We start from the raw sequence: 23,660 nt of genomic DNA on the forward strand, positions 1-23,660 counted from the left end.
TTTTCTATTCACCTTGCCGCTTCGGCGCTCCCGCGGGGACATGGTTGACGACCTTTTCCGGCTGCAAAAAAAAGACGCCGCAGCGTCTTGTAAGGAATAAAAATCTTGTTGCCATCCGCCTTAAGAGGACAGCTTGCTCTGTTCAAATTGCTCCAGCGTCATGAGCACTTCGCGCGGGCGGCTTCCTTCATGCGGCCCGATAATTCCCTGCATATGCATATAATCAATCAACCGGCTCGCTCGATTATAGCCAATGCGCATCCGCCGCTGCAGCAGCGAGGCCGATGCTTGCTGAGCCTCCAGCACAATCTGCAGAGCCTGATCATACAATTCATCGACCGGCTCATCCGAAGCCATTCCGTTCTCATCCAGCTCGGGAACAAGCTCTTCGTTGTATTCCGCTTCTCCCTGGCTGCTCACATACGTGACAACCGCCTCCACCTCCTGATCGGACAAGAAGGCGCCCTGGACGCGAACCGGCTTCGAAGCGCCCACCGGCAGGAACAGCATATCTCCCCGTCCGAGCAGCTTCTCCGCTCCGGCGGAATCGAGAATCGTTCGCGAGTCGACCTGCGATGATACCCCGAAGGCGATCCGGGAAGGAATATTCGCCTTGATAAGCCCGGTGATGACATCGACCGAGGGCCGCTGGGTCGCGATAATAAGATGGATCCCCGCTGCCCGCGCCATCTGGGCAAGGCGGCAGATCGCGTCCTCTACATCGTTCGCGGCGACCATCATCAGATCGGCCAGCTCGTCCACGATGACGACGATGTACGGCAGCAGCATATGCGGCTGCTCCGCCATCAGCTTATTGTAGCCTTCAATATTGCGCGTTCCGGATTTGGAGAACAGCTCATAGCGCTTCTCCATCTCGACAACGATTTTTTTGAGGGCAAGCGACGCCCGCTTCGGATCGGTGACGACCGGCGCAAGCAAGTGCGGAATGCCGTTATACACATTCAGCTCGACCATCTTCGGGTCGACCATGAGGAACTTGACCTCGTCCGGCTTCGCCTTGTACAGAATGCTTGTAATAATGCCGTTAATGCAGACCGACTTCCCTGAGCCGGTCGCTCCTGCGACCAGCAAATGGGGCATCCTCGCCAGATTGCCGACGATCGGCATCCCGGAAATATCGCGGCCGAGGGCGATGGACAACCGGGAAGGCGCTTCGGTAAAGGTTGGCGTCTCCATGACTTCCCGCATCGTCACGACCGACACTTCATTATTCGGCACCTCAATGCCGATGGCCGATTTCCCCGGAATCGGCGCCTCCATCCGGATATCCTTCGCCGCTAGGGCAAGGGCGATATCATCAGACAAGCTGACGATGCGGCTCACCTTGACGCCGATATCGGGCTGAATCTCGTAGCGCGTAACGGCAGGTCCGCGCACCACCTCCAATACTTTGGCGCGGACCCCGAAGCTCTCCAGCGTCGCCTCCAGCTTGCGTGCCGTCTGCATGAAGTCGGAATGCTCGCCGCCCTTCCCGGCGCTCTGCTGCTTCGCCAGCAGAGAGAAGGATGGGAGCCGGTACGGCTTCGGCGGCTTCTTGACCGGCGCAGGCGGTGCGGCGGCCGCATCCGGATCATCTGCGTCCAACGCTTCGTGTCCGGCATCCGCCGGGGCGGAATCCGGGACAGTCTCCTCGTCCCCGTTCGACTGACCGCCGCCCTGCGGATGGACAGGGTCAAGCTCATGGGAGCCATCTTCATCGGCCTCCTCATTGTGCCAGCCGGCCGCATCCGATGACTGCTGGGCGGTGAAATCGCGGAACAGCGGCGCGGCTTCCTCCGCACCGTCGCCAGCAGGCGGCTCTTCCGTCTCCTGATGGATTGGAATCGCGCTCGGAGCTCCAGCCGTGAATACAGCCGGATCTTCGGCATATTCTTCGTCCTCCATATCGTTCCGGCGCTTGCCGCCGAACAATTGAACGAACACAGGAACCTTTTTCCGGCGCGGAGGGCCGTCCTCATCCTCATCCTCTTCTTCCACCGGATCAGGAATTCGATCGCGCGAGCGCTTCGCCTTCGCGTCAGGCCGGCTCTTGCTCTCGGCCACCCTGCGCTCATTGAGCCGCGCTTTGCGCTTTTTGTGGATAATGGCCGCCCATTTCTTGATCTGGGTTCGTATTAAGCGGACCAGCTCGACATAGGACAACTGGGTCGCCAGCATGAAGCCGATGAACAGCAGCACGATCGTCAGCAGCTTCGTGCCCAGACTGCCGAACAGCACGAACAGGACGCAATATAACGCCGCCCCGATATAACCGCCGCTTATATCCTTTTGCAGCATCGTCCCTGCCGTGCCGGTGTCCGTTGACTGCAGCAATTCCACTTTCAACGCGTTATGTATGTCTTGAAAAATGATGCCCGCGCGAACCTCCTCCGCGCCGGGAAGTATGCGCTGCTCCACCGTATTGACGGTGCTTATCATCGTCAGAGCCAGTATGATGCAGAGCAGCCCCGTCTTCCGAGGATTCCAGCCGGAAGGCCACTGTCGCTTGATCATAGCGGCAAGTCCGATATATATGAACACAAGCGGTATAATAAAGTACCATTTCCCCAGCAGCATGCCCGCAATCTTGGACAAGGAGCGGCCGAATGCCGCGCCGCCTGCAAGGGCAATGACCGAACATGTTATCATTAGAATACCGTAGATTTCATATTTCAGACTCTTGCTGAAGGACGCCTTTTTTTTCTTCCTCCGTGGCAAATGCGCTCACCTCCATCGATCCATTATATCACAGAACAACCGTTCTTACTATCTGGAATGAAGAGGGGCGGCAGGCGGAATCCATTTTTATGTGCTCGGCGGCTCCGCCTCGGAACAGGCGCAAGCACGCTCCGAACATGAAGCGTGCTTGTCATCTTCCGTCCCCGATGCCGTCTCATCCGAGAGAGATCATCGTGCCCGGCATATATTCGGGTTGAAGGAAATCTTGGATATCCTGCTCCTGCAGCAGCCGTTCGACTCGGACCGTTTTGGCATCGACCGCTTCGACGAGCAGCGTCCGTCCGTTCCGCTTCATCTCGAAGAAGCGGGGTTCTTTCTCATAGCCTCTCCATATTTCTTCCATTGGAATGATTGAATGGAGCATCAGACCGGGCCCCCCTCGAATGGCGGCTGCTGGACATGAGGCGGCATCGTTGCTCCGTTTCCAGGCGCCGCGTTTTTATTCAATTTACGCTCGTCAATCAGACGATTGAGATGGCGCAGGGCCGCTCCGACTCCGCCCACCTCATCGATCAGCCCGTAGCGCACCGCATCGTGCCCGATCACCGTCGTCCCGATATCCCGGGTCAGCTCTCCCGTCGTGAACATCAATTCCTTGAATTTATGCTCGGATACGCGGGAATGGGATGTGACGAACCTGACGACTCGCTCCTGCATTTTATCCAAATATTCAAACGTTTGCGGCACGCCGATGACAAGCCCGGTCAACCGGATGGGATGAATCGTCATCGTGGCCGTCTCTGCGATAAAACTCATCTGCGAGGCAACGGCTATCGGCACGCCGATACTGTGCCCTCCGCCCAGTACGAGCGTGACGGTCGGCTTCGACATCGAGGCGATCATTTCCGCGATCGCCAATCCCGCTTCGACGTCTCCGCCCACTGTATTCAGTATAATCAGGACGCCCTCGATTTTGGGATTCTGCTCCGCGGCGACCAACTGCGGAATGACATGCTCGTATTTCGTCGTTTTATTTTGAGGCGGCAGCACGACATGTCCTTCAATCTGCCCGATAATATTCAGGCAATAAATATTCGATTCCCCCGGCGACGGAGTGGAAGCGGTGCCCAACTGCTGGATATTCTCGACAGGGGGCGGGGTGTTCGCACCGGATGGATTGGTTCCGTCGGGCGGCGCCTCATTCTGATGCAGCGACGGCTGATAAAGATGTATGTTCGGATCAGGCATCTGTATTCCCTCCATGTGGTCTAGTGGGTGCCGTCATAGGTTGCGCAACTCCTTCCGGCGTTATGCCCCGTTCCCCTCCCCCGGCATGCAAAAAAGCTGACAGCCCCGCCGAGACAGGGATGTCAGCTTTCCTTGAAATAAGCGGGACGAGAATAACTGGTGACTGGGATTCTCGTCCCTACTTATTATACTTCCATAATAATAGGCAGAATCATCGGACGGCGGCGGGTCTGCTCGTACAGGAACCGGCCAAGCGCATCCTTCACGTTTGTCTTCAGCGAAGCCCACTCGTTCACATTCTCGTTCATCAGCTTATGAAGCGTCGAGGTGACGATACGATTGGCTTCGTCCAGAAGGCCTTCCGACTCACGGACATAGACGAATCCGCGAGAAATGATATCCGGGCCGGACAGAATCGTTCCATCCTGCTTGCTCAAGGTGACCACGACGACCAAAATGCCGTCTTGCGAGAGCAATTTGCGATCGCGCAATACGATATTGCCGACATCGCCGACGCCGAGTCCGTCAATGAGCACGTATCCCGATTGCACTTTCGAGCCGCGCCGGGCGACGCCATTCTGAATCTCGACGGTATCTCCGATGTCCGTAATGAAAATATTTTCTTTCTCAATTCCGACCGACTCCGCAAGCTGGGCGTGATGTCTCAGCATCCGGTATTCGCCGTGAATCGGAATGAAATATTTTGGCCGCATCAAATTGAGCATGAGCTTGAGTTCTTCCTGGCTGCCGTGTCCGGATACGTGCACGCCGGCTCTCATGCCGCTATAAATGACATGCGCACCCAAGCGGGACAATTCATCGATAGTTCGTCCGACATACTTCTCGTTCCCTGGAATCGGAGTAGCGGCAATAACGACCGTGTCTCCCGGCAAAATATCAACCTTGCGGTGAGTCGAACGCGCCATCCGCGTCAGGGCCGACATCGGCTCGCCTTGGGAGCCGGTTGACAGAATGACTACCCGGTCAGCAGCCATCTTGTTCACTTCATCCGGTTCGATCAGCATGCCGTCCGGAACATATAAATATCCGAGTTCCGAAGCGATCGTAACGACATTGACCATGCTGCGCCCTACCACGGTCAGCTTCCGGTTCGTCGCATGGGCTGCCTCAATCACCTGCTGTATCCTGTGAATGTTGGAAGCGAACGTCGCCACGACGACGCGCTGTTGGGCGCTGCGGAAAATTTCCTCCAGCACAACGCCGACGCTGCTCTCCGAAGGCGTATAGCCTGGACGCTCTGCATTCGTGCTGTCGGACAGCAGGGCAAGCACGCCCTTGCTCCCGATCTCGGCCATGCGCTGCAGATCGGCATATTGCCCGTTAACCGGCGTATGATCGAACTTGAAATCGCCCGTGTGGACGACATTGCCTTCCGGCGTCTCCAGACATACCCCCACCGAATCCGGTATCGAGTGGTTCGTCTTGAAGAACGTCGCCCGGATCGTTCCGAGCTGCACTTCGGAATCTGCCGTAATCAGAACGCGCTTCGTCTCGCCCAGCAGATTGGCTTCGCGCAGCTTGCTCTCAATCAAGCCGAGCGTCAAGCGAGTGCCGTAGACAGGCACATTGAGATGCTTCAGTACATAGGGAAGACCTCCGATGTGGTCCTCGTGTCCGTGCGTAATGAGGATTCCTCTTACTTTATCACGATTATCGGTCAAATATGAAATATCCGGAATGACAATATCAATTCCGAGCATATCTTCTTCCGGGAACTTCAACCCTGCATCGATGACGACGATATCGTTTCCGTATTGGACGACGTACATATTTTTCCCGATTTCGCCCACGCCGCCCAATGCGAAGATAGATAATTTATCAGCGGTGTTTTTCTTCGACAAGTGGATCTTAACCTCCTACTATATTCAGTTGGCCGTCAACCAATGAACATCTTTCATTTCAAAATTATACCGCACCCAGTCACTTGATTTTCATTATACATGAACAAAAGTGAAAAACACAAGTCAGCGATTATCCAGCCCTATTGTCTCCGAAAAGCAAAAACCGATGCCCCGCAAGGCATCGGCTCCTCTAACCGTTCATTTATTTTTTTAAAAATGACACCTCAATCCAGCGATTCAACCAGCTCGCGAATAAAGGCGGCCTCGCTCTCGGAAGGCTCCACCAGCGGCAGACGCACCCCGCCGACATGATAGCCCCGGAGTTGAAGCGCGTACTTGACGGCAACCGGGTTCGGACAATGGAACAGCCCCTTGAAGACAGGGTACAAGCGGCGATGCAGCCGGGCAGCTTCCGCATTATCCCCGTTCAGATACGCTTCGATCATCGTCTTCATCTCGGCGCCGACTAGATGGCTCGCCACGCTGATAATGCCGTGGCCGCCCACGGCCAGGAGCGGCAGCGTCAGAGGGTCGTCGCCGCTGTACACATAGAACCCTTCCGGCGCGCCATCGACGATCAGCGTCATTTGCTCCAGCGACGCGCATTCCTTCGTCGCGACGATATTCGGTATCTCCGCCAGCCGAAGCGTGGTCTCGACGGACAGGCTTACGGCGGTCCGCCCCGGGACGTTATACAGGATGACCGGCAGCTTCGTCGATTCGGCAATCGCCTTGAAATGGCGGTACAAGCCTTCCTGATTCGGTCTGTTATAGTAAGGAGCGACCAATAGCACGCCGTCGACGCCGGCTTCCTCGGCCAGCTTCGTCAGATGAATCGAGTGGGCCGTATTGTTGCTGCCTGTGCCGGCAATGATCCGGGCGCGTCCGGCGGCCTTTTCCACAGCGAACTTGAACAGCTCCACCTTCTCATCATCGGTCAAGGTCGGGGATTCCCCCGTCGTTCCGCATATGACGAGACTGTCGTTCCGCTGCACCTCAATCAAATCATGAATCAGACGTTCCACTTCAGGCCAATGAATCCGTTCGTTGGCATCGAACGGGGTGACCATGGCGGTTATCAATCTTCCGAACTCCACTGTTAGACTCCTCCTCATGCAACTTCAGATCAACGCCTGGAAGGCATCCTGCATCACCGCTCCAGATGGAATTTGGAATGCAGCGCCCGCAACGCCCGAACCATATCTTCCTTCCTTACGAGAACCCATATCGTCGTATTCGAATCGGCGGATTGCAGTATCTGTATCTCTTGCTCCGTCAGTGCTTCCACGATCGTGGCCATAATTCCCGGCACGCCGTTGATCCCGCCGCCGATAACCGACACTTTGGCGCAGCCGGACAGGAATTTGGGCGCAAAGCCCATCTCCTCCAGCACCTCCCGCGCTCTCGGGGCATCGGTATCGAACACCGTATAAACGGCGCCTGACGGGGTAACATTAATAAAGTCTACGCTAATATGATTTTGGGCCATCGCCTTGAAAACTTTGAGCTGCAAATCATAGATTCCGGCCTCTGCTTCCACCGAGATTTGCGTTACGTTGCTCACATAAGCAATCCCTGTCACATAGCGATCGACGAAAGCCGTCTCCACCGCATGAAAGCCTTCCGGATGAGTGACGAGCGTTCCCTCGTCTTCGCTGAAGGTGGAGCGGACGCGGACAGGCACCTGAGCCTGCATCGCGATCTCGACCGCGCGCGGATGAATGACTTTGGCCCCGTGATGAGCCAGATTGCACATCTCTGTATAGCTTACGACCGAGAGCGGCTTGGCATCCTCCACCAAGCGCGGATCTGCGGTCAATATGCCGTTTACATCGGTATAAATATCGACAATTTCCGCATGCAGCGCCGCACCCAGCGCCGTGGCGGACGTGTCGCTTCCTCCCCGGCCAAGGGTCGTGATATCGCCCTCATCGGTCTGGCCCTGGAAGCCGGTGACGATGACGACATCGGCATGGTTCCAGCTCTCGACAACCCGCTCGGGACATACGTCCAGAATGCGGGCATTGCCGAATTGGCGATCCGTCCGGAAGCCGGCCTGGGCTCCGGTCAGTACGGTTGCCGAGATGCCGTGCCGGCGGAGCAGTCCGCACAAAGTCGTGGCCGAGATAATTTCACCGCAGCACAGTAATAAATCCCGCTCCCGCGGAGGCAGCTCGCTGCCGTTCTCCTGCATCCAATCAAGCAGAGTGTCGGTTGCGTAAGGCTCACCCCGTCTTCCCATCGCGGAGACGACGACGGCAAGGCGGTAGTCTCGATCAAGCTCCCGCCGGATATGATGAACTACTCTTTCTCTCGCTTCGGCGGTAGACAAAGAAGTGCCGCCGAATTTCTGTACTAATATACGCATAGCGTTTCCTCCAACCATGAAGACTGACTGCCAGATAACGTGCCGATAGACAAAAAAGGCAGGAGCAGCCTGCCTATGGCCGCTCCGACGCGATATGTTCAGCAATTTGAACCGCGTTCCATGCAGCGCCTTTCATTAAGTTATCGGATACAATCCACATGTTGAGAGCGCGCGGTTCGTTCAGGTCCCTGCGCAGCCGGCCCACAAATACGTCTGGCTTCCCGGCGCATTCGGTCGCCAGCGGGTATTGTTGAGCTTCCGGATCGTCTACCAATGTAATGCCCGGGGCGTTGGCCAGCAGCTCTTTGACTTCATCAAGCTGGAAGTCTTCTTTCAACTCGACATATACGGACTCGGAATGACCGTATACGACAGGGATCCGCACACATGTCGCCGTAACCTGTATGTCTTCGTCCCCCATAATTTTCTTCGTTTCCCGAATCATCTTCATTTCTTCAAGCGTAAAGCCGTTGTCTTGGAATTTATCGATTTGCGGAATCGCATTGAAGGCAATCTGGTGCTTCACCGGCAAGGAGCCCACCGGAAGAATGTCCGGATTCACGTCCCGGCCTTCCAGCGCTTGCTTCGTCTGCCGCTGCAGCTCGTCGATCGCCCGGCTTCCCGCTCCGGATACGGCTTGGTAAGTCGAGACGATGACTTTGGAGATGCCGTACCGGTCGTAGAGCGGCTTCAACGCGACAACCATCTGGATAGTGGAGCAATTCGGATTGGCAATGAGGCCCTGATTCTCCGCCGCTTTGTCTATGTTCACTTCAGGAACGACGAGCGGCGTGTTCGGATCCATGCGGAAGGCGTTCGTGTTGTCAATGCATACCGCTCCCCGCTTAATCGCTTCCGGAGCAAGCGCCTTCGACACGTCGCCGCCTGCGCTGAACAAGGCGATATCTATCCCCTCGAAGCTCTCCGGCTTCGCTTCCTGCACCGTAATCTCCTTGCCGTTGAATGCAATCTTCGTTCCGGCGGAGCGGGCGGAGGACAGCAACGTCAGCGTCTCAATGGGAAATTGACGTTGTTCCAGCAATTTGATAATCTGTTCCCCTACGGCACCGGTTGCGCCGACTACTGCAACGTTATACCGCTTCTGATTGGTCATATGTCGTTTCTCCCCTCTTGCCATCGTCTATATCAATCTGTCGAGGGATACTCGCAAGCGCCCCTCGGCAGATGATCCACTAAGTTATGTTCATTGGCAACGTTCCACCAGCACCGGCTGAAGCTGTCTCCCCTCCAGCGCCGCCAGACAGGTCTCAGGCACGAGATCCATGCGGGCGACCAGCGAATTCGGCTTCTGCACCGGATTATCCTGCCCGAATGGAACGAAGTATATGTTCTTCGCCACCAGCAGCTTGGCGATATTGGCCGCGTTCAACCCCAGGCCGTCATTCGTGGAGATGGCCAGCACGAGCGGACGCTGATTGCGCATCTGGGCCTTGGCGGCCATCAGGACGGGACTGTCTGTCATCGCGTTCGCCAGCTTGCTTGTCGTATTCCCCGTGCAAGGAGCGATAACCATGACGTCCAGCAGCTTGGACGGGCCAAGCGGCTCTGCCTCCACAATCGTAGAAATAATATCATTCCCCGTTATTTCTTTCAACTGCTTTTGCCACCCTTCGGATGTTCCGAACCGGGTGTCCGTCGTCATCACCGTATTCGAAGCGATAGGAATGACCCGCGCTCCCGCATCGACGAACCGCTGAATCTGGGGCATCACTTCCTCGAACGTGCAGTGAGATCCCGTCAGCGCATAACCTACCGTGATTCCCTTATAATTCATTGCCCTATAATCCCCCGTTCCACCATGGACTCCTGCAGCAGCTGTGAAATGCTCTGCGCCAAGATGCGTCCCGCCGTCTTCGGCGCCACGATCCCCGGCAATCCCGGGGCCAGCATCGCCTTGATTCCGCGCTTCTCGGCGAACCGGAAGTCGACGCCTCCAGGCATCGAGGCCAGGTCGATAATGACCGCGCGATGGGGTATTTGGGCAATGACCTGCGCTGTGACTATCATAGTCGGTATCGTATTAAAAAGCAAGTCGATGTTCGACACTTCCCGCGCCAAATCGCTTATATAGAAAGGATTGAACCCCATCTCCGTCGCCCTGGCGAAATGCTCGTTGCGCCTTACCCCGATCCGCACCCGCGCTCCGACGCCAAGCAGCGTCCGCGCCATCGTAAACCCGGTCCTTCCCATGCCGAGCACGACCGACTCGGAGCCGTGCAGCGTAATATCCGTATGCTGAATCGCCATCATCAGGGCGCCCTCGGCCGTCGGAATCGAATTATATATCGCCACGTCATCCCTGTCGAACAGCTCGAACAGCTTCAGCCGGTATTTCGTGCACAGCTTGCTTAGATACGGCTTCGCCATTCCGGTAAACAGCACGGCATGCTCCGGCAAGGCGGCCACATGCTCCTCCGCCAGCACCAGCTCTTCCGACGTGAATATGGCATGAACCTTGCCTTTGTCATCCGTTCCGACCGCCGGCAGGACGACCGCATCCGCCTTTCTCAGCAGCTCCGGTGTCAACGGCTGGCGCTGGACGCCGTGGAACGGATTTTGCAGCTGTTCATAGCCTACAAGAATAACGGTGGCATCCAACTCAGACAGCTTCTGAATAATCTCAAGCTGCCGGGCGTCGCCGCCGATGAACACCACTTGAACTCCGGTTAACATGCTTGCCGTTCACTCCTTATCCCCGCAGTGTATAGAACATCTTATTCGCGAGCCCAAAAAAGGTGCACCCAGCAGACCCAGGAAGGAATGTTCTGCTGCCGCAGGCAGGCTGCAGCCGGCCGTCCGGCCTGGTCCGTGCGATCAAAAAAGCAGCCACCCCGTAAGAGTGACTGCATTGGCAACCTATTTCGTTCCGGTGTGGCCGAAGCCGCCTTCGCCGCGCGTCGTATCGGACAGCTCATCGACCTCCGCCAGTTCGATCGGCGGCACGAATTGGAACACCATCTGCGCAATCCGCTCATTGCGCTCAATCGTGAAATGCTGCTGTCCGAGATTGACAAGCAGCACCTTCACCTCGCCGCGGTAATCCGCGTCAATCGTTCCCGGGGAATTGAGGCAGGTGATGCCATGCTTGAAGGCGAGCCCGCTGCGGGGGCGAATCTGCGCTTCCAAATAGGGCGGCATCGCCATCGCGAATCCGGCGGGCACCAAGGCGCGGTGGCCGGGCGCCAGCGTGAGCGGCTCCTCTACCGCCGCATACAGATCGAAGCCTGCCGCCAGGTCGGACATCTTCTGCGGCAGCGGAATGTCTTCATTGCCGGGCAATTTTTTAATTTGAACCTGATGGACTTGCTGTAACAAAGTAATCCCTCCTGAAAGCCGAAATTGCGCGATCGTTCGCTCCAACCATGGCCGCGGCAAACGGCTCGGACAGCATGCGGGATAAAACATATGTAATGTCATCCATCGTAATCGCTTCGATGCGCGCAATGATTTCATCTAATGTATAGTGCCGGCCAAGCATCAACTCGTTCTTGCCCAACCGGTTCATCCGGGCGCCGGTGCTCTCCAGACCCAGAATCAAGCTTCCTTTCAACTGCTCCTTGCCCTTCGTCAATTCGTCCTGCGTGAGACCGTGCGCTGCGAGATTGCCAAGCACCTCAAGCGTTATGTCCAGCACGTCTTGCGTCTGCTTCGGCGCCGTGCCCGCATAGATGGTGAACAGTCCGCAATCGGCATGAGACGAATGATAGGAATAGACCGCATAGGCCAAGCCCCGCTTCTCGCGGATCTCCTGGAACAGGCGAGAGCTCATGCCGCCTCCGATAACGTTATTCAATAAGATCATGGCATAGAGCCGCGGATCGGTCATGGAGCAGCCTGGCAAGCTCAAGCAAATATGATTCTGCTCGGTCTTCTTCTGATGGAAGATCGAGCTCCCGTCGAATATCGGCGCCGACACCCGGTGAGACGGGCGGGAATTGCGGAAATGCCCGAAATGCTTCTCCAGGAGCTCCAACAGAGAGGCATCGAAGTTGCCCGCCACGGCGATCACCGTATTTTCAATCGTGTAGTGCTCCTGCATGTAGTGGCGCAAATCGGCAGACCCCATCGGCTCCAGACGTTCCTTCGTCCCGAGGATCGGATACGCGAGCGGGTGACCGCCAAAAGCGGCACGCGTGACGAGATCATGCACCGTATCGTCGGGCGTGTCTTCATACATTGCGATTTCCTCGAGTATGACGTTCTTTTCCTTGCTCAGCTCTTCGGCCTGTAGAGCGGAACGGAAAAACATGTCCGACAGCACATCGACGGCTATCGGGAGATGCTCATCCAGCACTTTGGCATAGTAGCACGTATATTCCTTCGAAGTAAATGCGTTCACATTCCCTCCGATTGCGTCGAACGAATCCGCGATCGCCTTGGCATCGAACCGCTCCGTACCTTTGAACATCATGTGCTCAATAAAATGAGAAATACCGTTGGTCGTCTCATTCTCATTGCGTGAACCGGTCTTCACCCAAATGCCGAATGATACGGAACGGCAGGTTGGTATTTTTTCCATAACGACCCGCAGGCCGTTACTTAACTGCGCTTTCTCCACCGGCAATCCTCCTCATCCGAAGTTCAATCCTTGTTGCCCTTCTAATCCTACCAAAAAACTTAACGCGGCTCAACCGACTCCAAGTCGAGCCGCTTCTCGGAGAGCGTCTCGCTGACCGTTCCGGGCAAAATGCCTTTATGGCGAATCGTGCGGATGATTCCTTGCAGCGCGGCCTTGGAGGCAGGCGTAGGATGCATCAGGATGAGAGAGCCGGGCTCGACGTTCGCGTCGATTTTGCGAATGACGTCGGAAGGGTTCGGATGTTTCCAATCGACGGTGTCCACCGTCCAGAGGACAGTCTTCAAGCCGTACGCATGCGCGGTTTGAACCGTCAGCGCGTTGAAGTCGCCGGATGGAGGGGCGAACCATTTATTCTTCACTTGAAGGGTCGTCTCCAGCAGGCGCTTCGTTTTCTCGATTTGCTGGGCCTGCAAGCCCGCGCTCAGCTCGCTCATATTGGGGTGGGAATAAGCATGATTCTCGAGCTCATGCCCTTCCTCCTGTATCCGCTTCGCCATCTCCGGATTTTTTTTCAGCCAGCTTCCGTCGAAGAAAAACGTCGCCTTCACTTTTTCTTCCTTCAGCGTCGCCAGCATCGGTTCGATATGCTCGTTCCCCCAAGCGACATTAATCATCAGCCCGGCCATCTTCTTGTTCGGGTTGCCGCGATAGATCGGCTGCGGCCCCAATTGATCGAGCGTCACCCGCGGCGGAATTTCTCGCATAACCCATGTAATTTCGGCGTCCGCCGGCTTCGATTTATTGGCTTCGTAAGTTCGCTCGAGATCCGCCTCCAGCCCGTTATACCCCGGAATGGCTTTCCAGACCCGGTCGATTCGCGCGTCGATCGGCGCGATATATTTGCTCTGGGCTTCCTTCGCAATCCGTTCCCGCAGCGGGCGCTGCTCCAGCGCTTCCGCCCCATTCGCCTGATACGCCTGGCTGACGGCGAGCGCGGCTTTGCGCTCTTTTATGAAAGATCCGGCCTCCGTTCCCGTTCCGATATATAGCACCCCTATGAAAGCAGCGATGATAAACATCCATTTTCGCATGACTGGCCGCATTGAGTCCATTCCTTTCCACATTTTGTCCTTCTGATTCTATGCCAAATCGGACTTAGTTATGCGGCGGAAAGCGAGGGTGGCTTAAACCAATTAAAAACATAAACGCAAAAAAAGAGCCAGAAACCAGTCTGCCTCTTTCCTTGTATCTATGCTGTTTTTCTTGATTACGATTGCGGCCGTGGCGGACGCGGCCCTCTTGGACGCGATCCTCCATGCGGCGGGCGTCCCCCGCTGCGCGGTCGCTCCGCTCCGCTTCCGTCTGCATTCCCCGCCCCTTCCGGCTGTGCCGGTTCAAGCAGTACGCGGCGCGACAGATTGATGCGGCCTTGTTGATCAATCTCGACCACCTTGACTTCGATCTTATCGCCGATGGAAGCGACATCCTCGACCTTCGCGATGCGCTCGGCCGCCATTTGCGAGATATGAACGAGCCCTTCCTTGCCTGGAAGAATCTCCACGAACGCGCCGAATTTCTCGATGCGCTTCACCGTTCCGGTATATACCTCGCCGACGACGACTTCCTTGACGATCGCTTCGATCATATCGCGGGCGCGGATATTGGACTCTTCATTCGGCGATGCGATGAAGATGCGGCCATCCTGCTCGATATCGATTTTGACGCCGGTCTCGTCGATGATCTTGTTGACCACCTTGCCGCCCGCCCCGATAACGTCGCGGATTTTGTCCGGATTGATCTGCATGATCAAAATCTTAGGCGCATATGGAGACAGCGTCTCGCGCGGCTTGTCGATGACCTGAAGCATCTTGTCCAGGATGAACAGACGCCCTTCGCGTGCTTGCGCCAAGGCTTGCGTCAAGATGCTGCGGTCGATGCCGTCGATTTTGATATCCATCTGGATGGCGGTAACCCCTTCAGCGGTTCCTGCCACTTTGAAGTCCATATCTCCGAGATGGTCTTCCATCCCTTGAATATCGGACAGAATCGAGAAATGCTCTCCGTCCTTGATAAGTCCCATCGCAATGCCGGCAACCGGGGCTTTGATCGGAACGCCCGCATCCATCATCGCCAGCGTGCTCGCGCAGATACTGGCCTGGGAGGTGGAGCCGTTCGATTCCAGCACCTCGGAGACGAGACGAATCGTGTACGGGAAATCCGACTCCGGCGGAATCACCTTGGACAGCGCGCGTTCGCCGAGAGCGCCATGTCCAATCTCGCGGCGGCCCGGAGCCCGCAATGGACGAGCTTCCCCTACGGAGAACGGCGGGAAGTTATAATGATGCATGAAGCGCTTCGATTCTTCCAGCGAGATGCCGTCCAGAATCTGCACATCGCCCAGCGCGCCCAGCGTACAGATGCTCAACGCCTGCGTCTGGCCCCGCGTGAACAGGCCTGATCCGTGCGTGCGCGGCAGCAGGCTCGTATCGCACTCGATCGGGCGAATCTCATCCAGCTTGCGGCCGTCCGGGCGCACTTTCTCATGCGTAATCAAGCGGCGCACTTCTTCCTTGACAATGTCGTACAGCGTCTCCTTCACATCATCCATTAGCTCAGGCGACTCGATATACTGCGCTTCAAAATGCTCGACCGCTTCCTGGTTGATGGCGTCGATCGCATCCTGGCGCGCATGCTTCTCCGGAATGCGGATCGCTTCCACCAGACGCTCCTGCGCAAATGCGCGCACCGCGGCATTGACGTCAGGGTCAACGGCATGGAGCTTGACCTCCATCTTCGCCGTTCCGGCCGTCTCGGTAAAGCGCTCGATCACGTCGACAATCTTGCGAATCGCTTCGTGGCCGAACATGATCGCTTCCAGCATCACTTCTTCCGGCACTTCGTTCGCTTCCGCTTCGACCATCATGATCGCATCCTTCGTGCCTGCGACCGTGACGTGAATATCGGTCTTCTCTTCCTGCTCCACGGTAGGGTTAATGATGAATTGACCGTCAATCCGGCCGACGATAACCCCTCCGATCGGGCCGTTGAACGGCACATCGGAGATCGACAGCGCAGCGGACGTTCCAATCATGGCCGCTATCTCCGGCGAGCAATCCTGATCGACGCTCATGACGAGATCGACAATCTGAACGTCATTGCGGAAGCCTTCCGGGAACAGCGGACGAATCGGACGGTCAATGAGACGGCTTGCCAGGATCGCCTTCTCGCTCGGACGTCCTTCCCGCTTGATGAATCCCCCGGGAATCTTGCCCACGGAATACAGACGCTCTTCATAATTTACGGTTAGAGGAAAAAAGTCTAAATCTTTTGGTTCCTTCGAAGCGGTCACGGTACATAACACGACCGTGTCACCGTATTGAACCTTGACGGCGCCGTTGGCTTGCTTCGCCAAGCGTCCCGTCTCGAGTACAAGCGGTCTTCCGCCAAGTTCCATCTCGATGCGGTTCATCGGATCCCTCCTTAAGTTCTACGCATATGTTATCTTCGTTACACCTACCATTATCTCCTGCATCCCGGCTTAAAAAACAAGGGGGATGCCCGAGCCCGGAAACAATCCGCAGATCAGATATTAGAAGCGGTTCATGAACTTGCATGATAATAGGATTATGTATCAACAGACTTCGGGCCGGGGCTCGTCCAGCCTTGCGCCTGATATCATCTCCACAGGTCAAAATTCGCCCCATCGTTAAAAAGCAACCCGGCTGCATGCCGCACTGTCAGGCGGGATGAACAACCAGGCTGCTAAGAGGTTCTTGCTATTAACGGCGCAGTCCGAGCTTCTCGATCAATGCGCTGTAACGATTAACATCCTTCTTCTTCAAGTAAGCAAGAAGCTTACGGCGTTGACCGACCATTTTCAACAATCCGCGGCGGGAATGATGGTCTTTCTTATGTGTCCGCAAGTGTTCCGTCAAATTAACGATGTTCTCAGTAAGGATAGCGATCTGCACTTCCGGAGATCCTGTGTCCGATTCGTGCGTCTTATGCATGTCAATGAGCTGTTGCTTGCGCTCTTGAGTCAATGCCATCCTATTCACCTCCCAATATGTTATCAATTCAGCCGATAGCCTCGTTGCCGTCGGTGAGATCGAGCAACCAAGCTAAGGCTATTGCCGCTTATTCACGACAACGTTACTAGTATATCACTATCAGATTTAAAAGTAAACGCAGATTCTCGATGTATTTCGGCAGCAGCCGATACTACCCCTGAAACACGCTCTCCAATGCCGGCTCGCCCGCGATGGATGCCAGCCGCCGCCGGGCTTCCTCCGCATCCGCCGTGATCTGGGCGACGAGCGCCGCGATGCCGTCGAACTTCTGCTCGGCTCTCAGGAAATCCATGACGGCCACGGTCACTTCCTCGCCGTAAATGTCCGCATCGAAGGCGAACAGATGCGCCTCGATCGAAGGTCTCGTCTCTCCGCTCTTGAACGTCGGCTTCAGGCCGATGTTCATCACGCCGTCATGCCACTTCCCGCCAACCTTCACCTTGACGGCATAGACGCCATTCCTCGGAATGACATACGGCTCGTCCAGGTCCACGTTCGCGGTCGGGAAGCCGATCGTGCGCCCGCGGGCATCGCCGTGGATGACGGTACCGCGCAGCAAATAAGGCCGGGCCAGCAATTGATTGGCTTTCGCGATATCGCCTTCGGCAAGGCATTGACGGATGCGAGTGCTGCTTACCTTCGCGTCGTCTTCGTTGTGGGCGGGCACAATATCGACGGTGAAGCAGCCTTCACCCCATTCGGCCAGCAGCTCGGCCGAGCCTTCGCCGCGATGGCCGAACCGGTTGTCGAAGCCGACTACCGCATGCTTCACGCCGAGAGCGCACAGGCAGTCCGCGAACGTGCGGGCCTTCACCTGGGCAAAGCTTAAATTGAAGTCTATAATATATAAGCGGTCGATGCCGAACTGGGCCAGGATCCGTTCCTTCTCCTTCGGCGGAGTCAAGTATCTTGTATACCGCTCATCGCCGAATACCGCCTTCGGATGGGGGTGGAAGGTCATCAGGGCGACAGGCAGGCCATGCTCCCGCCCATACTGCAGCCCCCGCTCAATCACCTTCATATGGCCGGCGTGTATGCCGTCGAAATGACCCAGGATCACCACTTGCGGCTGCTGCCACGCCATCCAGTCCGCATGTCCGTCTGTTGCATGTAGCACTATCTTTTCCATTTGTAATCAGAGCCCCTGCATTCGTATTTCCGGTTGCATACAACCGCCGTTCTCATCTTGGTAGTTGTTCCCGCAATTCCGGTTCTAGCATACATATTCGGTATGTTATCTGATTCACAAAACAGGGCGAAGGACAGCGCAAAAAGGGTCTCCCCTCCTTGCGCGGAACGATTAAGGCACGAAGACCTTGATCGGACGCATCACCTGCTCCGTGTCCGGCTTATGATACAAGCCGAAAAAAGTTCCTTCTTCATCATACAACCGATAGATGCGATTCGTCAAAGGCGGAGCGCTCAGGCCCCGTTCCGGGATGCCCTTGCCCTGTACCGCGTGCCGCGCGAAGGCGGGAGCGACCCGCAGCTCGGGAAAATGCGAGACGGCCCGATCCATCGGAATCAGCAGTTCCGCCAGCGTGCCGGCCTCCATCGCTTCTTCGATCTGGGCGAAGGTGAAGCTGTCCTCTTGCGTAAAGTTGGCGGAGCGGGTCCGGATCAATTCCGCCATGGCCGCCGGAACCCCCAACTTGCGTCCGACGTCGACGCACAGGGTGCGTATGTACGTCCCTTTGGAGCATTGCACGCGGAACCGCACCTCCGGCTCCGCGCCGCCAAGCTTCATTTCGACCAATTCGATGTGATGGATCGTCACTTGCCGCGGCTTGCGCTCCACGGTCTTGCCTTCCCGAGCCAGCTCGTACAGCCGCTTGCCGTTGACCTTGACGGCGGAATACATCGGAGGAACCTGCTCGATAGCCCCGAGGAACGACAGCAGCGCTTCCTTGACCATCGCTTCGGTCACATGAGAGGCATCGGCGCGTTCCGTCACTTCGCCTGACATATCCTCCGTATCGGTCGATACGCCAAGCCGCAGAACGGCTTCATACTCCTTCGGCATTTCCTGCAAATATTCAACCAGCCGGGTCGCTCTGCCGACGCATAGCGGCAGCACCCCCACGACTTGAGGGTCGAGCGTGCCCGTGTGCCCGATCCGCTTTTCCCGAATGAGCCGGCGGACTTTGGCCACGACATCGTGCGAGGTCCAGCCTGCCGGCTTCCATACCGGAAGAACACCATGAAGCTCTGTCATAATTCTTGTTTCACCCGTTCCACTACTTGTCTAATGATATCATCCAGCGCGCCGGATACTTTGCAGCCGGCGGCCCGGACATGTCCTCCGCCTCCGAACGATTGCGCAATCGCGGAGACATCGACGCGCTCCGAAGAACGCATGCTCACCTTGACGCTCTGTTCATCAACTTGCTTGAACAGCAGCCCGACGTCGACGCCTTCGACATTGCGGGCATAATTGACGAGACCTTCCAGGTCTTCATTGACCGCCCCCGTCTCCCGCATATCGTCCGACGTAATGAAGAGCCAGCCGATTCGCTGATCCGGCGTAAAGGTCAGGCGGGACAATCCGCGCTGGATGAGCTTCACCTGCGCCATCGACATCGTCTCCAGCAGCCGTTCCGCGATAGTGTTCCCTTCCACCCCCAGCTTCAGCAGCTCGGAGGCCACGCTCATCACATGCGGAGTCGTATTGCTGTAGCGGAAACCGCCGGTGTCGGTCAGCAGCCCGGTATAGAGCATCGTCCCGACCCGCTCGTCCAGCTCGACGCCCGCGGCCAGCAGCAGATCGTACAGAATCTCCGCCGTCGCTGCGGCATTGTCGCGGATCAGCGCCGCCTCGCCATAACGATCATTCGTCGGATGGTGATCGATATTCAGAATGCGGGCATCCGACGCAATCCAGTTCGCTATCTTGCCGATCCGGGCATAGTCGGCGCAATCCACGCATATGACCGTCTCATATTTCTTCTCCGGCGCTTCTTCATCCGCGTAACTGCCAATCTGATCGGCCATCGGCAAGTCCCTCAGCCGGCCCGGCACGCCATTCTCGTTGACCAGCCGATATGTTTTGTTCCATTTGTCCAGCAGCCAGCCAATGACGAGCGTGGAGCTGATCGCATCCCCGTCCGGCTGCACATGCGACACGACGAGGACATCGTCGCATGATCGCAGGAACTCGCATGCCCGTTCGATATCTTCTGCGTAGCGGTCGGATAACATTTCTGCCATAGGCACCTCCGTGAAGACAGGCAAATCGAGCCGGAAGCTCGATTTGCCTGTTCAGTCCTTCAATTGCATTTATGTCGTCTCGCGATCGTCGCGAATATCGTCAAGCAGCTTTTCTATCCGGCTGCCGTATTCAATCGAAGCATCGATCTTGAATGACAGTTCCGGCGTATGGCGCAGACGGATTCGCTTGCCGATCTCGGAGCGGAGAAAGCCGCTGGCCTTTTCCAGTGCTTTGATCGTATCTTGTTTTTCCTCTTCCGTCCCCATCACACTGAGGTAGACTCTGGCCAGCGACAGGTCATTCGTCACATCGACGCCTGTCACCGTGACAAACCCGATTCGAGGATCTTTTAATTCCAATTGGATGAGCTGGCTCAGCTCCTTCTTCATCTGTTCGCCAACCCGTCCGGATCGGAAGTTTGCCATGGGATACACCTCATTTCGTTATTTGGTTCATCAATATATGCCGGCAAAATCAGGCCGCGCAATTATCGTTCCACGGCTTCCATGACGAACGCCTCGATAATGTCGCCTTCCTTGATGTCATTGAACTTCTCCAGCATAATTCCGCACTCGTAGCCTTGAGCCACTTCCTTGGCATCGTCCTTGAAGCGCTTCAAGGAGTCGATCTTGCCGTCGAACACGACGATGCCGTCGCGAATCAGGCGAGCATCCGCCGAACGCGAAATCTTGCCCTGCGTAACCATGCAGCCGGCGATCGTTCCGACTTTGCCGACCTTGAACGTATTGCGCACTTCCGCATGTCCGATGACGACTTCCTTGTACTCCGGATCGAGCATCCCCTTCATCGCCTGTTCAATCTCTTCCACGATGGAATAGATGACGCGGTGCAGGCGGATGTCCACCTTCTCTTGATCGGCCGTCGCTTTCGCTTGAGCGTCCGGACGCACGTTGAAGCCGACCACAATCGCGTTGGATGCCGTTGCGAGAATAATATCGGATTCGGTAATCGCCCCGGCGCCGGAGTGAATGATCTTCACGCGCACGCCTTCGACATCGATCTTCTCGAGCGATCCGCGCAGCGCTTCTACCGATCCCTGAACGTCCGCCTTGATGATGACGTTCAGCTCCTTCATCTCGCCTTCCTTAATATGCTTGAACAGATCGTCCAAGGTAACCCGGGAGTTCGCGCCCCACTGGCTTTCCCGAAGCGTCGTCGCGCGTTTCTCGGCGATGGAGCGGGCTTTGCGCTCTTCCTCGAACGCCATGAACGGATCGCCCGCTTGCGGAACATCCGTCAGACCGGTAATCTCGACCGGCGTCGACGGGCCTGCCTCCTTGAGACGGCGTCCCTTGTCATTGACCATGGCGCGCACCCGCCCGAAGCAGGTGCCTGCGACGAACGCATCGCCGACGCGCAAGGTTCCGTGCTGCACGAGAACCCGCGCAACCGGGCCGCGTCCCTTGTCGAGCTCGGCTTCAATGACCGTGCCGCGGGCGCGTTTGTCCGGATTCGCTTTGAATTCATTCACCTCGGCCACGAGCAGAATCATTTCAAGCAGCTCTTCCAGACCCATGCGCTGCTTCGCGGATACGTTGACGAAGATGGTGTCTCCGCCCCACTCCTCCGGAACGAGCTCATACTCGGTCAGTTCCTGCTTGACGCGATCCGGATTCGCCTCAGGCTTGTCAATTTTGTTGACAGCGACGATGATCGGAACGTTGGCCGCCTTCGCGTGGCTGATCGCCTCTACCGTCTGCGGCATAACGCCGTCATCCGCAGCGACGACGATAATCGTAATGTCCGTTACCTGCGCGCCGCGCGCCCGCATCAGCGTGAACGCTTCGTGGCCCGGGGTATCCAGGAACGTAATCTTTTTCTGATTGAATTCAACTTGGTATGCGCCGATATGCTGGGTAATGCCGCCCGCCTCGCCGCTTGTGACGTTCGTCTTGCGGATGGCGTCGAGCAGCGTCGTCTTCCCGTGGTCGACGTGACCCATAATGGTAACGACCGGCGGACGCTCCTTCAGATCGGCCTCATCGTCCACTTCTTCCTCTGCTTCGAACGGATCCTCGATAGCCGGGAGCTTCAGATCGACTTCGACCTTGAATTCGTCGGCAATCAGCTGGATCGTGTCCAGATCGACTTCCTGGTTGATGGTTGCCATGACCCCGAGGAACAACAGCTTCTTGATGACCTCGGAAGCGTCCTTATGAAGCAGCTTCGCCAGTTCTCCAACCGTCATCGCACCGCGAACGATAATTTTCTTCGGCGTGTTGTCGATTTTCTCGCGGCGCTCCTGCTGCTGATTGTTGTGCTTGCCTTTATTGCGGCCGCGGCCTTGTCCGCCCCGGGAACCGCCGAACTTGTTGTTGTCGTCGAAGCGGCGGTTGCCTGGCTTATTGTTCCGCTTGCCGTCCCTCGCATTGGAATCCTCGAAGCGGCGAGGCGGGTTGGAACGGTTCGAAGCTGCCGCATTTCCCGGCTTCCCTTGCCGTTGTCCTTGGCCGCCTTGGCCGGCGCCGCGGTTCGAATTGTTCGCTGGTCCGCCTTGAGGCTTGCGTTGTGTGGAGTCCTGTCCGCCCGGTCTGTTGTTGGTTTGGTTCGGTCTTGTATTCATTGTCGTTTGCTTCTCGCCCTGTCTTTGTTGATCTCGTTGACCGCCGCGCTGCGCATTGCGATCGGAATTGCGTCCCGCTTGTCCGCGATTGCCTTCACGCTGCTGCTCGCCGCGCTGCGGTTGACGCTGGCCGTCGCGCGAGCCGCGCTGGCCTTGCTGTCTGTCGTTCGATTCTTTGTGCTGCTCCGGCTTTTTCGCCGCTTCGGTCTGCTTCGTTCCCGCTTGGCTCGTCTGCGCTTGCGGCTTCGAAGGTTGCCCTCCTTCTCGCTTGGCTTGCGCATTTGCTTTTACATCACGGAAAAACTGTTCGACCTTCTTCACGGCATCATTCTCCATTACGCTCATATGGTTGTTGACTGGAATGTTCAAACGCTTTAGTATCGTAATAATTTCCTTGCTGCTCATATTGAGCGATTTGGCATATTCGTAAACTCTCAATTTATCTTTATTGTCCTTCTCTTGTTTACTCAATATACTCCACCTCCGACATAGTTTTCAGTCCGTTCCGCATCATGACCGCAAATCCGCTGTCCACTACGGCCAGCACGACCCGCTCCGGCTTGCCGATGCTTCCTCCCAGCCTGTCTCTGTCAAATCCGATGGCCAACGGAATACCGTATGATTTGCACTTATCCCGAAACTTCTTCTTCGTGTTCTCGGATGCATCCCCCGCTACGATGACAAGCTGAGCCTGGCTGCCGCGAATCGCCTTGAGGACAATCTCGTCGCCCGTCACCAGCTTGCCTGCCCGTTGAGCGAGACCGAGCTGGGACATCAGCTTACTCATCATCGTCCACCTGTTCCTTCATTGCATTGAACTCATCTTCCACCTTGATGAAATCTTGGGCAAGCTGCTCATAGATTTCAGGCTGCACCTGATGCTTCAACGCTCTGTCCAAAGCCTTCGATTTATGCGCCAGCTTGAAGCAGGACAGCTTCCCGCACAAGTAAGCGCCGCGGCCCGATTTCTTGCCGGTCAGATCGATGAGGACTTCGTCTTCCGGCGTCCGGACGACGCGAATCAGTTCTTTTTTCGGCATCATTTCTTGACAGGCGACGCATTTGCGCAGCGGAACCTTCCTTGTTCTCATGACTCATTCC

At 56.5% G+C, this 23,660-nt stretch carries 21 protein-coding genes; all 21 read right to left on the reverse strand.

From position 1 onward, the window contains the following. Nucleotides 1–120: 120 nt before the first annotated feature. Complete coding sequence (locus ABD76_RS11800; RefSeq protein WP_197257090.1) at nt 121–2,718, reverse strand: DNA translocase FtsK; 2,598 nt, start codon at nt 2,716–2,718, stop codon at nt 121–123. 175 nt (nt 2,719–2,893) lie between these two features. Then, a complete protein-coding gene (locus ABD76_RS11805; protein WP_197257092.1) occupies nt 2,894–3,103 on the reverse strand; it encodes a YlzJ-like family protein in 210 nt (69 codons plus the stop codon). Next, the gene (locus ABD76_RS11810; RefSeq protein ID WP_197257094.1) at nt 3,103–3,927 is read right to left on the reverse strand and encodes a ClpP family protease; all 825 of its coding nucleotides are present in this window, start codon (nt 3,925–3,927) and stop codon (nt 3,103–3,105) included. The genes ABD76_RS11805 and ABD76_RS11810 overlap by 1 nt, the downstream gene beginning before the upstream one ends. Before the next feature lie 185 nt (nt 3,928–4,112). After that, a complete protein-coding gene (locus ABD76_RS11815; protein WP_197257096.1) occupies nt 4,113–5,789 on the reverse strand; it encodes a ribonuclease J in 1,677 nt (558 codons plus the stop codon). Between the two features lie 224 nt (nt 5,790–6,013). Further along, nucleotides 6,014–6,886 (reverse strand): 4-hydroxy-tetrahydrodipicolinate synthase, encoded by an 873-nt coding sequence (gene dapA / locus ABD76_RS11820; protein WP_197257098.1) that lies wholly within the window; start codon nt 6,884–6,886, stop codon nt 6,014–6,016. Between the two features lie 53 nt (nt 6,887–6,939). After that, nucleotides 6,940–8,157, reverse strand: coding sequence for an aspartate kinase (gene dapG / locus ABD76_RS11825; protein ID WP_197257100.1), 1,218 nt, complete (start codon nt 8,155–8,157; stop codon nt 6,940–6,942). Between the two features lie 73 nt (nt 8,158–8,230). Then, entirely contained in the window at nt 8,231–9,271 is a 1,041-nt protein-coding gene (locus ABD76_RS11830) for an aspartate-semialdehyde dehydrogenase (protein ID WP_197257107.1), read from the reverse strand. Between the two features lie 90 nt (nt 9,272–9,361). Further along, the gene (locus ABD76_RS11835; RefSeq protein WP_197257109.1) at nt 9,362–9,952 is read right to left on the reverse strand and encodes a dipicolinate synthase subunit B; all 591 of its coding nucleotides are present in this window, start codon (nt 9,950–9,952) and stop codon (nt 9,362–9,364) included. Next, entirely contained in the window at nt 9,949–10,851 is a 903-nt protein-coding gene (dpsA, locus tag ABD76_RS11840; protein ID WP_168181016.1) for a dipicolinate synthase subunit DpsA, read from the reverse strand. The genes ABD76_RS11835 and dpsA overlap by 4 nt, the downstream gene beginning before the upstream one ends. 183 nt (nt 10,852–11,034) lie before the next feature. Next, entirely contained in the window at nt 11,035–11,493 is a 459-nt protein-coding gene (gene dut / locus ABD76_RS11845; RefSeq protein ID WP_197257111.1) for a dUTP diphosphatase, read from the reverse strand. Beyond that, the gene (locus ABD76_RS11850; protein ID WP_197257113.1) at nt 11,462–12,736 is read right to left on the reverse strand and encodes an insulinase family protein; all 1,275 of its coding nucleotides are present in this window, start codon (nt 12,734–12,736) and stop codon (nt 11,462–11,464) included. Before ABD76_RS11850 ends, dut begins: the two co-directional genes overlap by 32 nt. A 59-nt stretch (nt 12,737–12,795) precedes the next feature. Next, nucleotides 12,796–13,800: a polysaccharide deacetylase family protein gene (locus ABD76_RS11855; protein WP_420901941.1), complete on the reverse strand. Its 1,005-nt coding sequence runs from the start codon at nt 13,798–13,800 to the stop codon at nt 12,796–12,798. Nucleotides 13,801–13,964: 164 nt separating this feature from the next. Beyond that, nucleotides 13,965–16,166 carry a polyribonucleotide nucleotidyltransferase gene (pnp, locus tag ABD76_RS11860; RefSeq protein WP_197257117.1) on the reverse strand — a complete coding sequence of 734 codons (2,202 nt, stop codon included), beginning with the start codon at nt 16,164–16,166 and terminating at the stop codon, nt 13,965–13,967. A 310-nt stretch (nt 16,167–16,476) separates the two neighbouring features. Then, nucleotides 16,477–16,746: a 30S ribosomal protein S15 gene (gene rpsO, locus ABD76_RS11865; protein ID WP_197257119.1), complete on the reverse strand. Its 270-nt coding sequence runs from the start codon at nt 16,744–16,746 to the stop codon at nt 16,477–16,479. A 172-nt stretch (nt 16,747–16,918) separates the two neighbouring features. Beyond that, nucleotides 16,919–17,896: a bifunctional riboflavin kinase/FAD synthetase gene (locus ABD76_RS11870; protein WP_197257121.1), complete on the reverse strand. Its 978-nt coding sequence runs from the start codon at nt 17,894–17,896 to the stop codon at nt 16,919–16,921. Nucleotides 17,897–18,067: 171 nt separating this feature from the next. Further along, nucleotides 18,068–18,982 (reverse strand): tRNA pseudouridine(55) synthase TruB, encoded by a 915-nt coding sequence (truB, locus tag ABD76_RS11875; RefSeq protein WP_197257123.1) that lies wholly within the window; start codon nt 18,980–18,982, stop codon nt 18,068–18,070. Further along, entirely contained in the window at nt 18,979–19,974 is a 996-nt protein-coding gene (locus ABD76_RS11880) for a DHH family phosphoesterase (protein WP_197257125.1), read from the reverse strand. Before ABD76_RS11880 ends, truB begins: the two co-directional genes overlap by 4 nt. 69 nt (nt 19,975–20,043) lie before the next feature. After that, nucleotides 20,044–20,400, reverse strand: a complete 357-nt coding sequence (rbfA, locus tag ABD76_RS11885) for a 30S ribosome-binding factor RbfA (RefSeq protein ID WP_197257127.1) — start codon at nt 20,398–20,400, stop codon at nt 20,044–20,046. Nucleotides 20,401–20,462: 62 nt separating this feature from the next. Then, on the reverse strand, nt 20,463–23,030 hold the full coding sequence (gene infB / locus ABD76_RS11890; protein WP_197257129.1) for a translation initiation factor IF-2: 2,568 nt from the start codon (nt 23,028–23,030) through the stop codon (nt 20,463–20,465). Then, the gene (locus ABD76_RS11895) at nt 23,023–23,346 is read right to left on the reverse strand and encodes a L7Ae/L30e/S12e/Gadd45 family ribosomal protein (protein WP_197257131.1); all 324 of its coding nucleotides are present in this window, start codon (nt 23,344–23,346) and stop codon (nt 23,023–23,025) included. Before ABD76_RS11895 ends, infB begins: the two co-directional genes overlap by 8 nt. Then, a complete protein-coding gene (rnpM, locus tag ABD76_RS11900; protein ID WP_197257133.1) occupies nt 23,339–23,650 on the reverse strand; it encodes an RNase P modulator RnpM in 312 nt (103 codons plus the stop codon). The genes ABD76_RS11895 and rnpM overlap by 8 nt, the downstream gene beginning before the upstream one ends. Nucleotides 23,651–23,660: the final 10 nt, after the last annotated feature.

This window comes from Paenibacillus dendritiformis (assembly GCF_015845845.1).
Lineage (GTDB): Bacteria > Bacillota > Bacilli > Paenibacillales > Paenibacillaceae > Paenibacillus_B > Paenibacillus_B dendritiformis_C.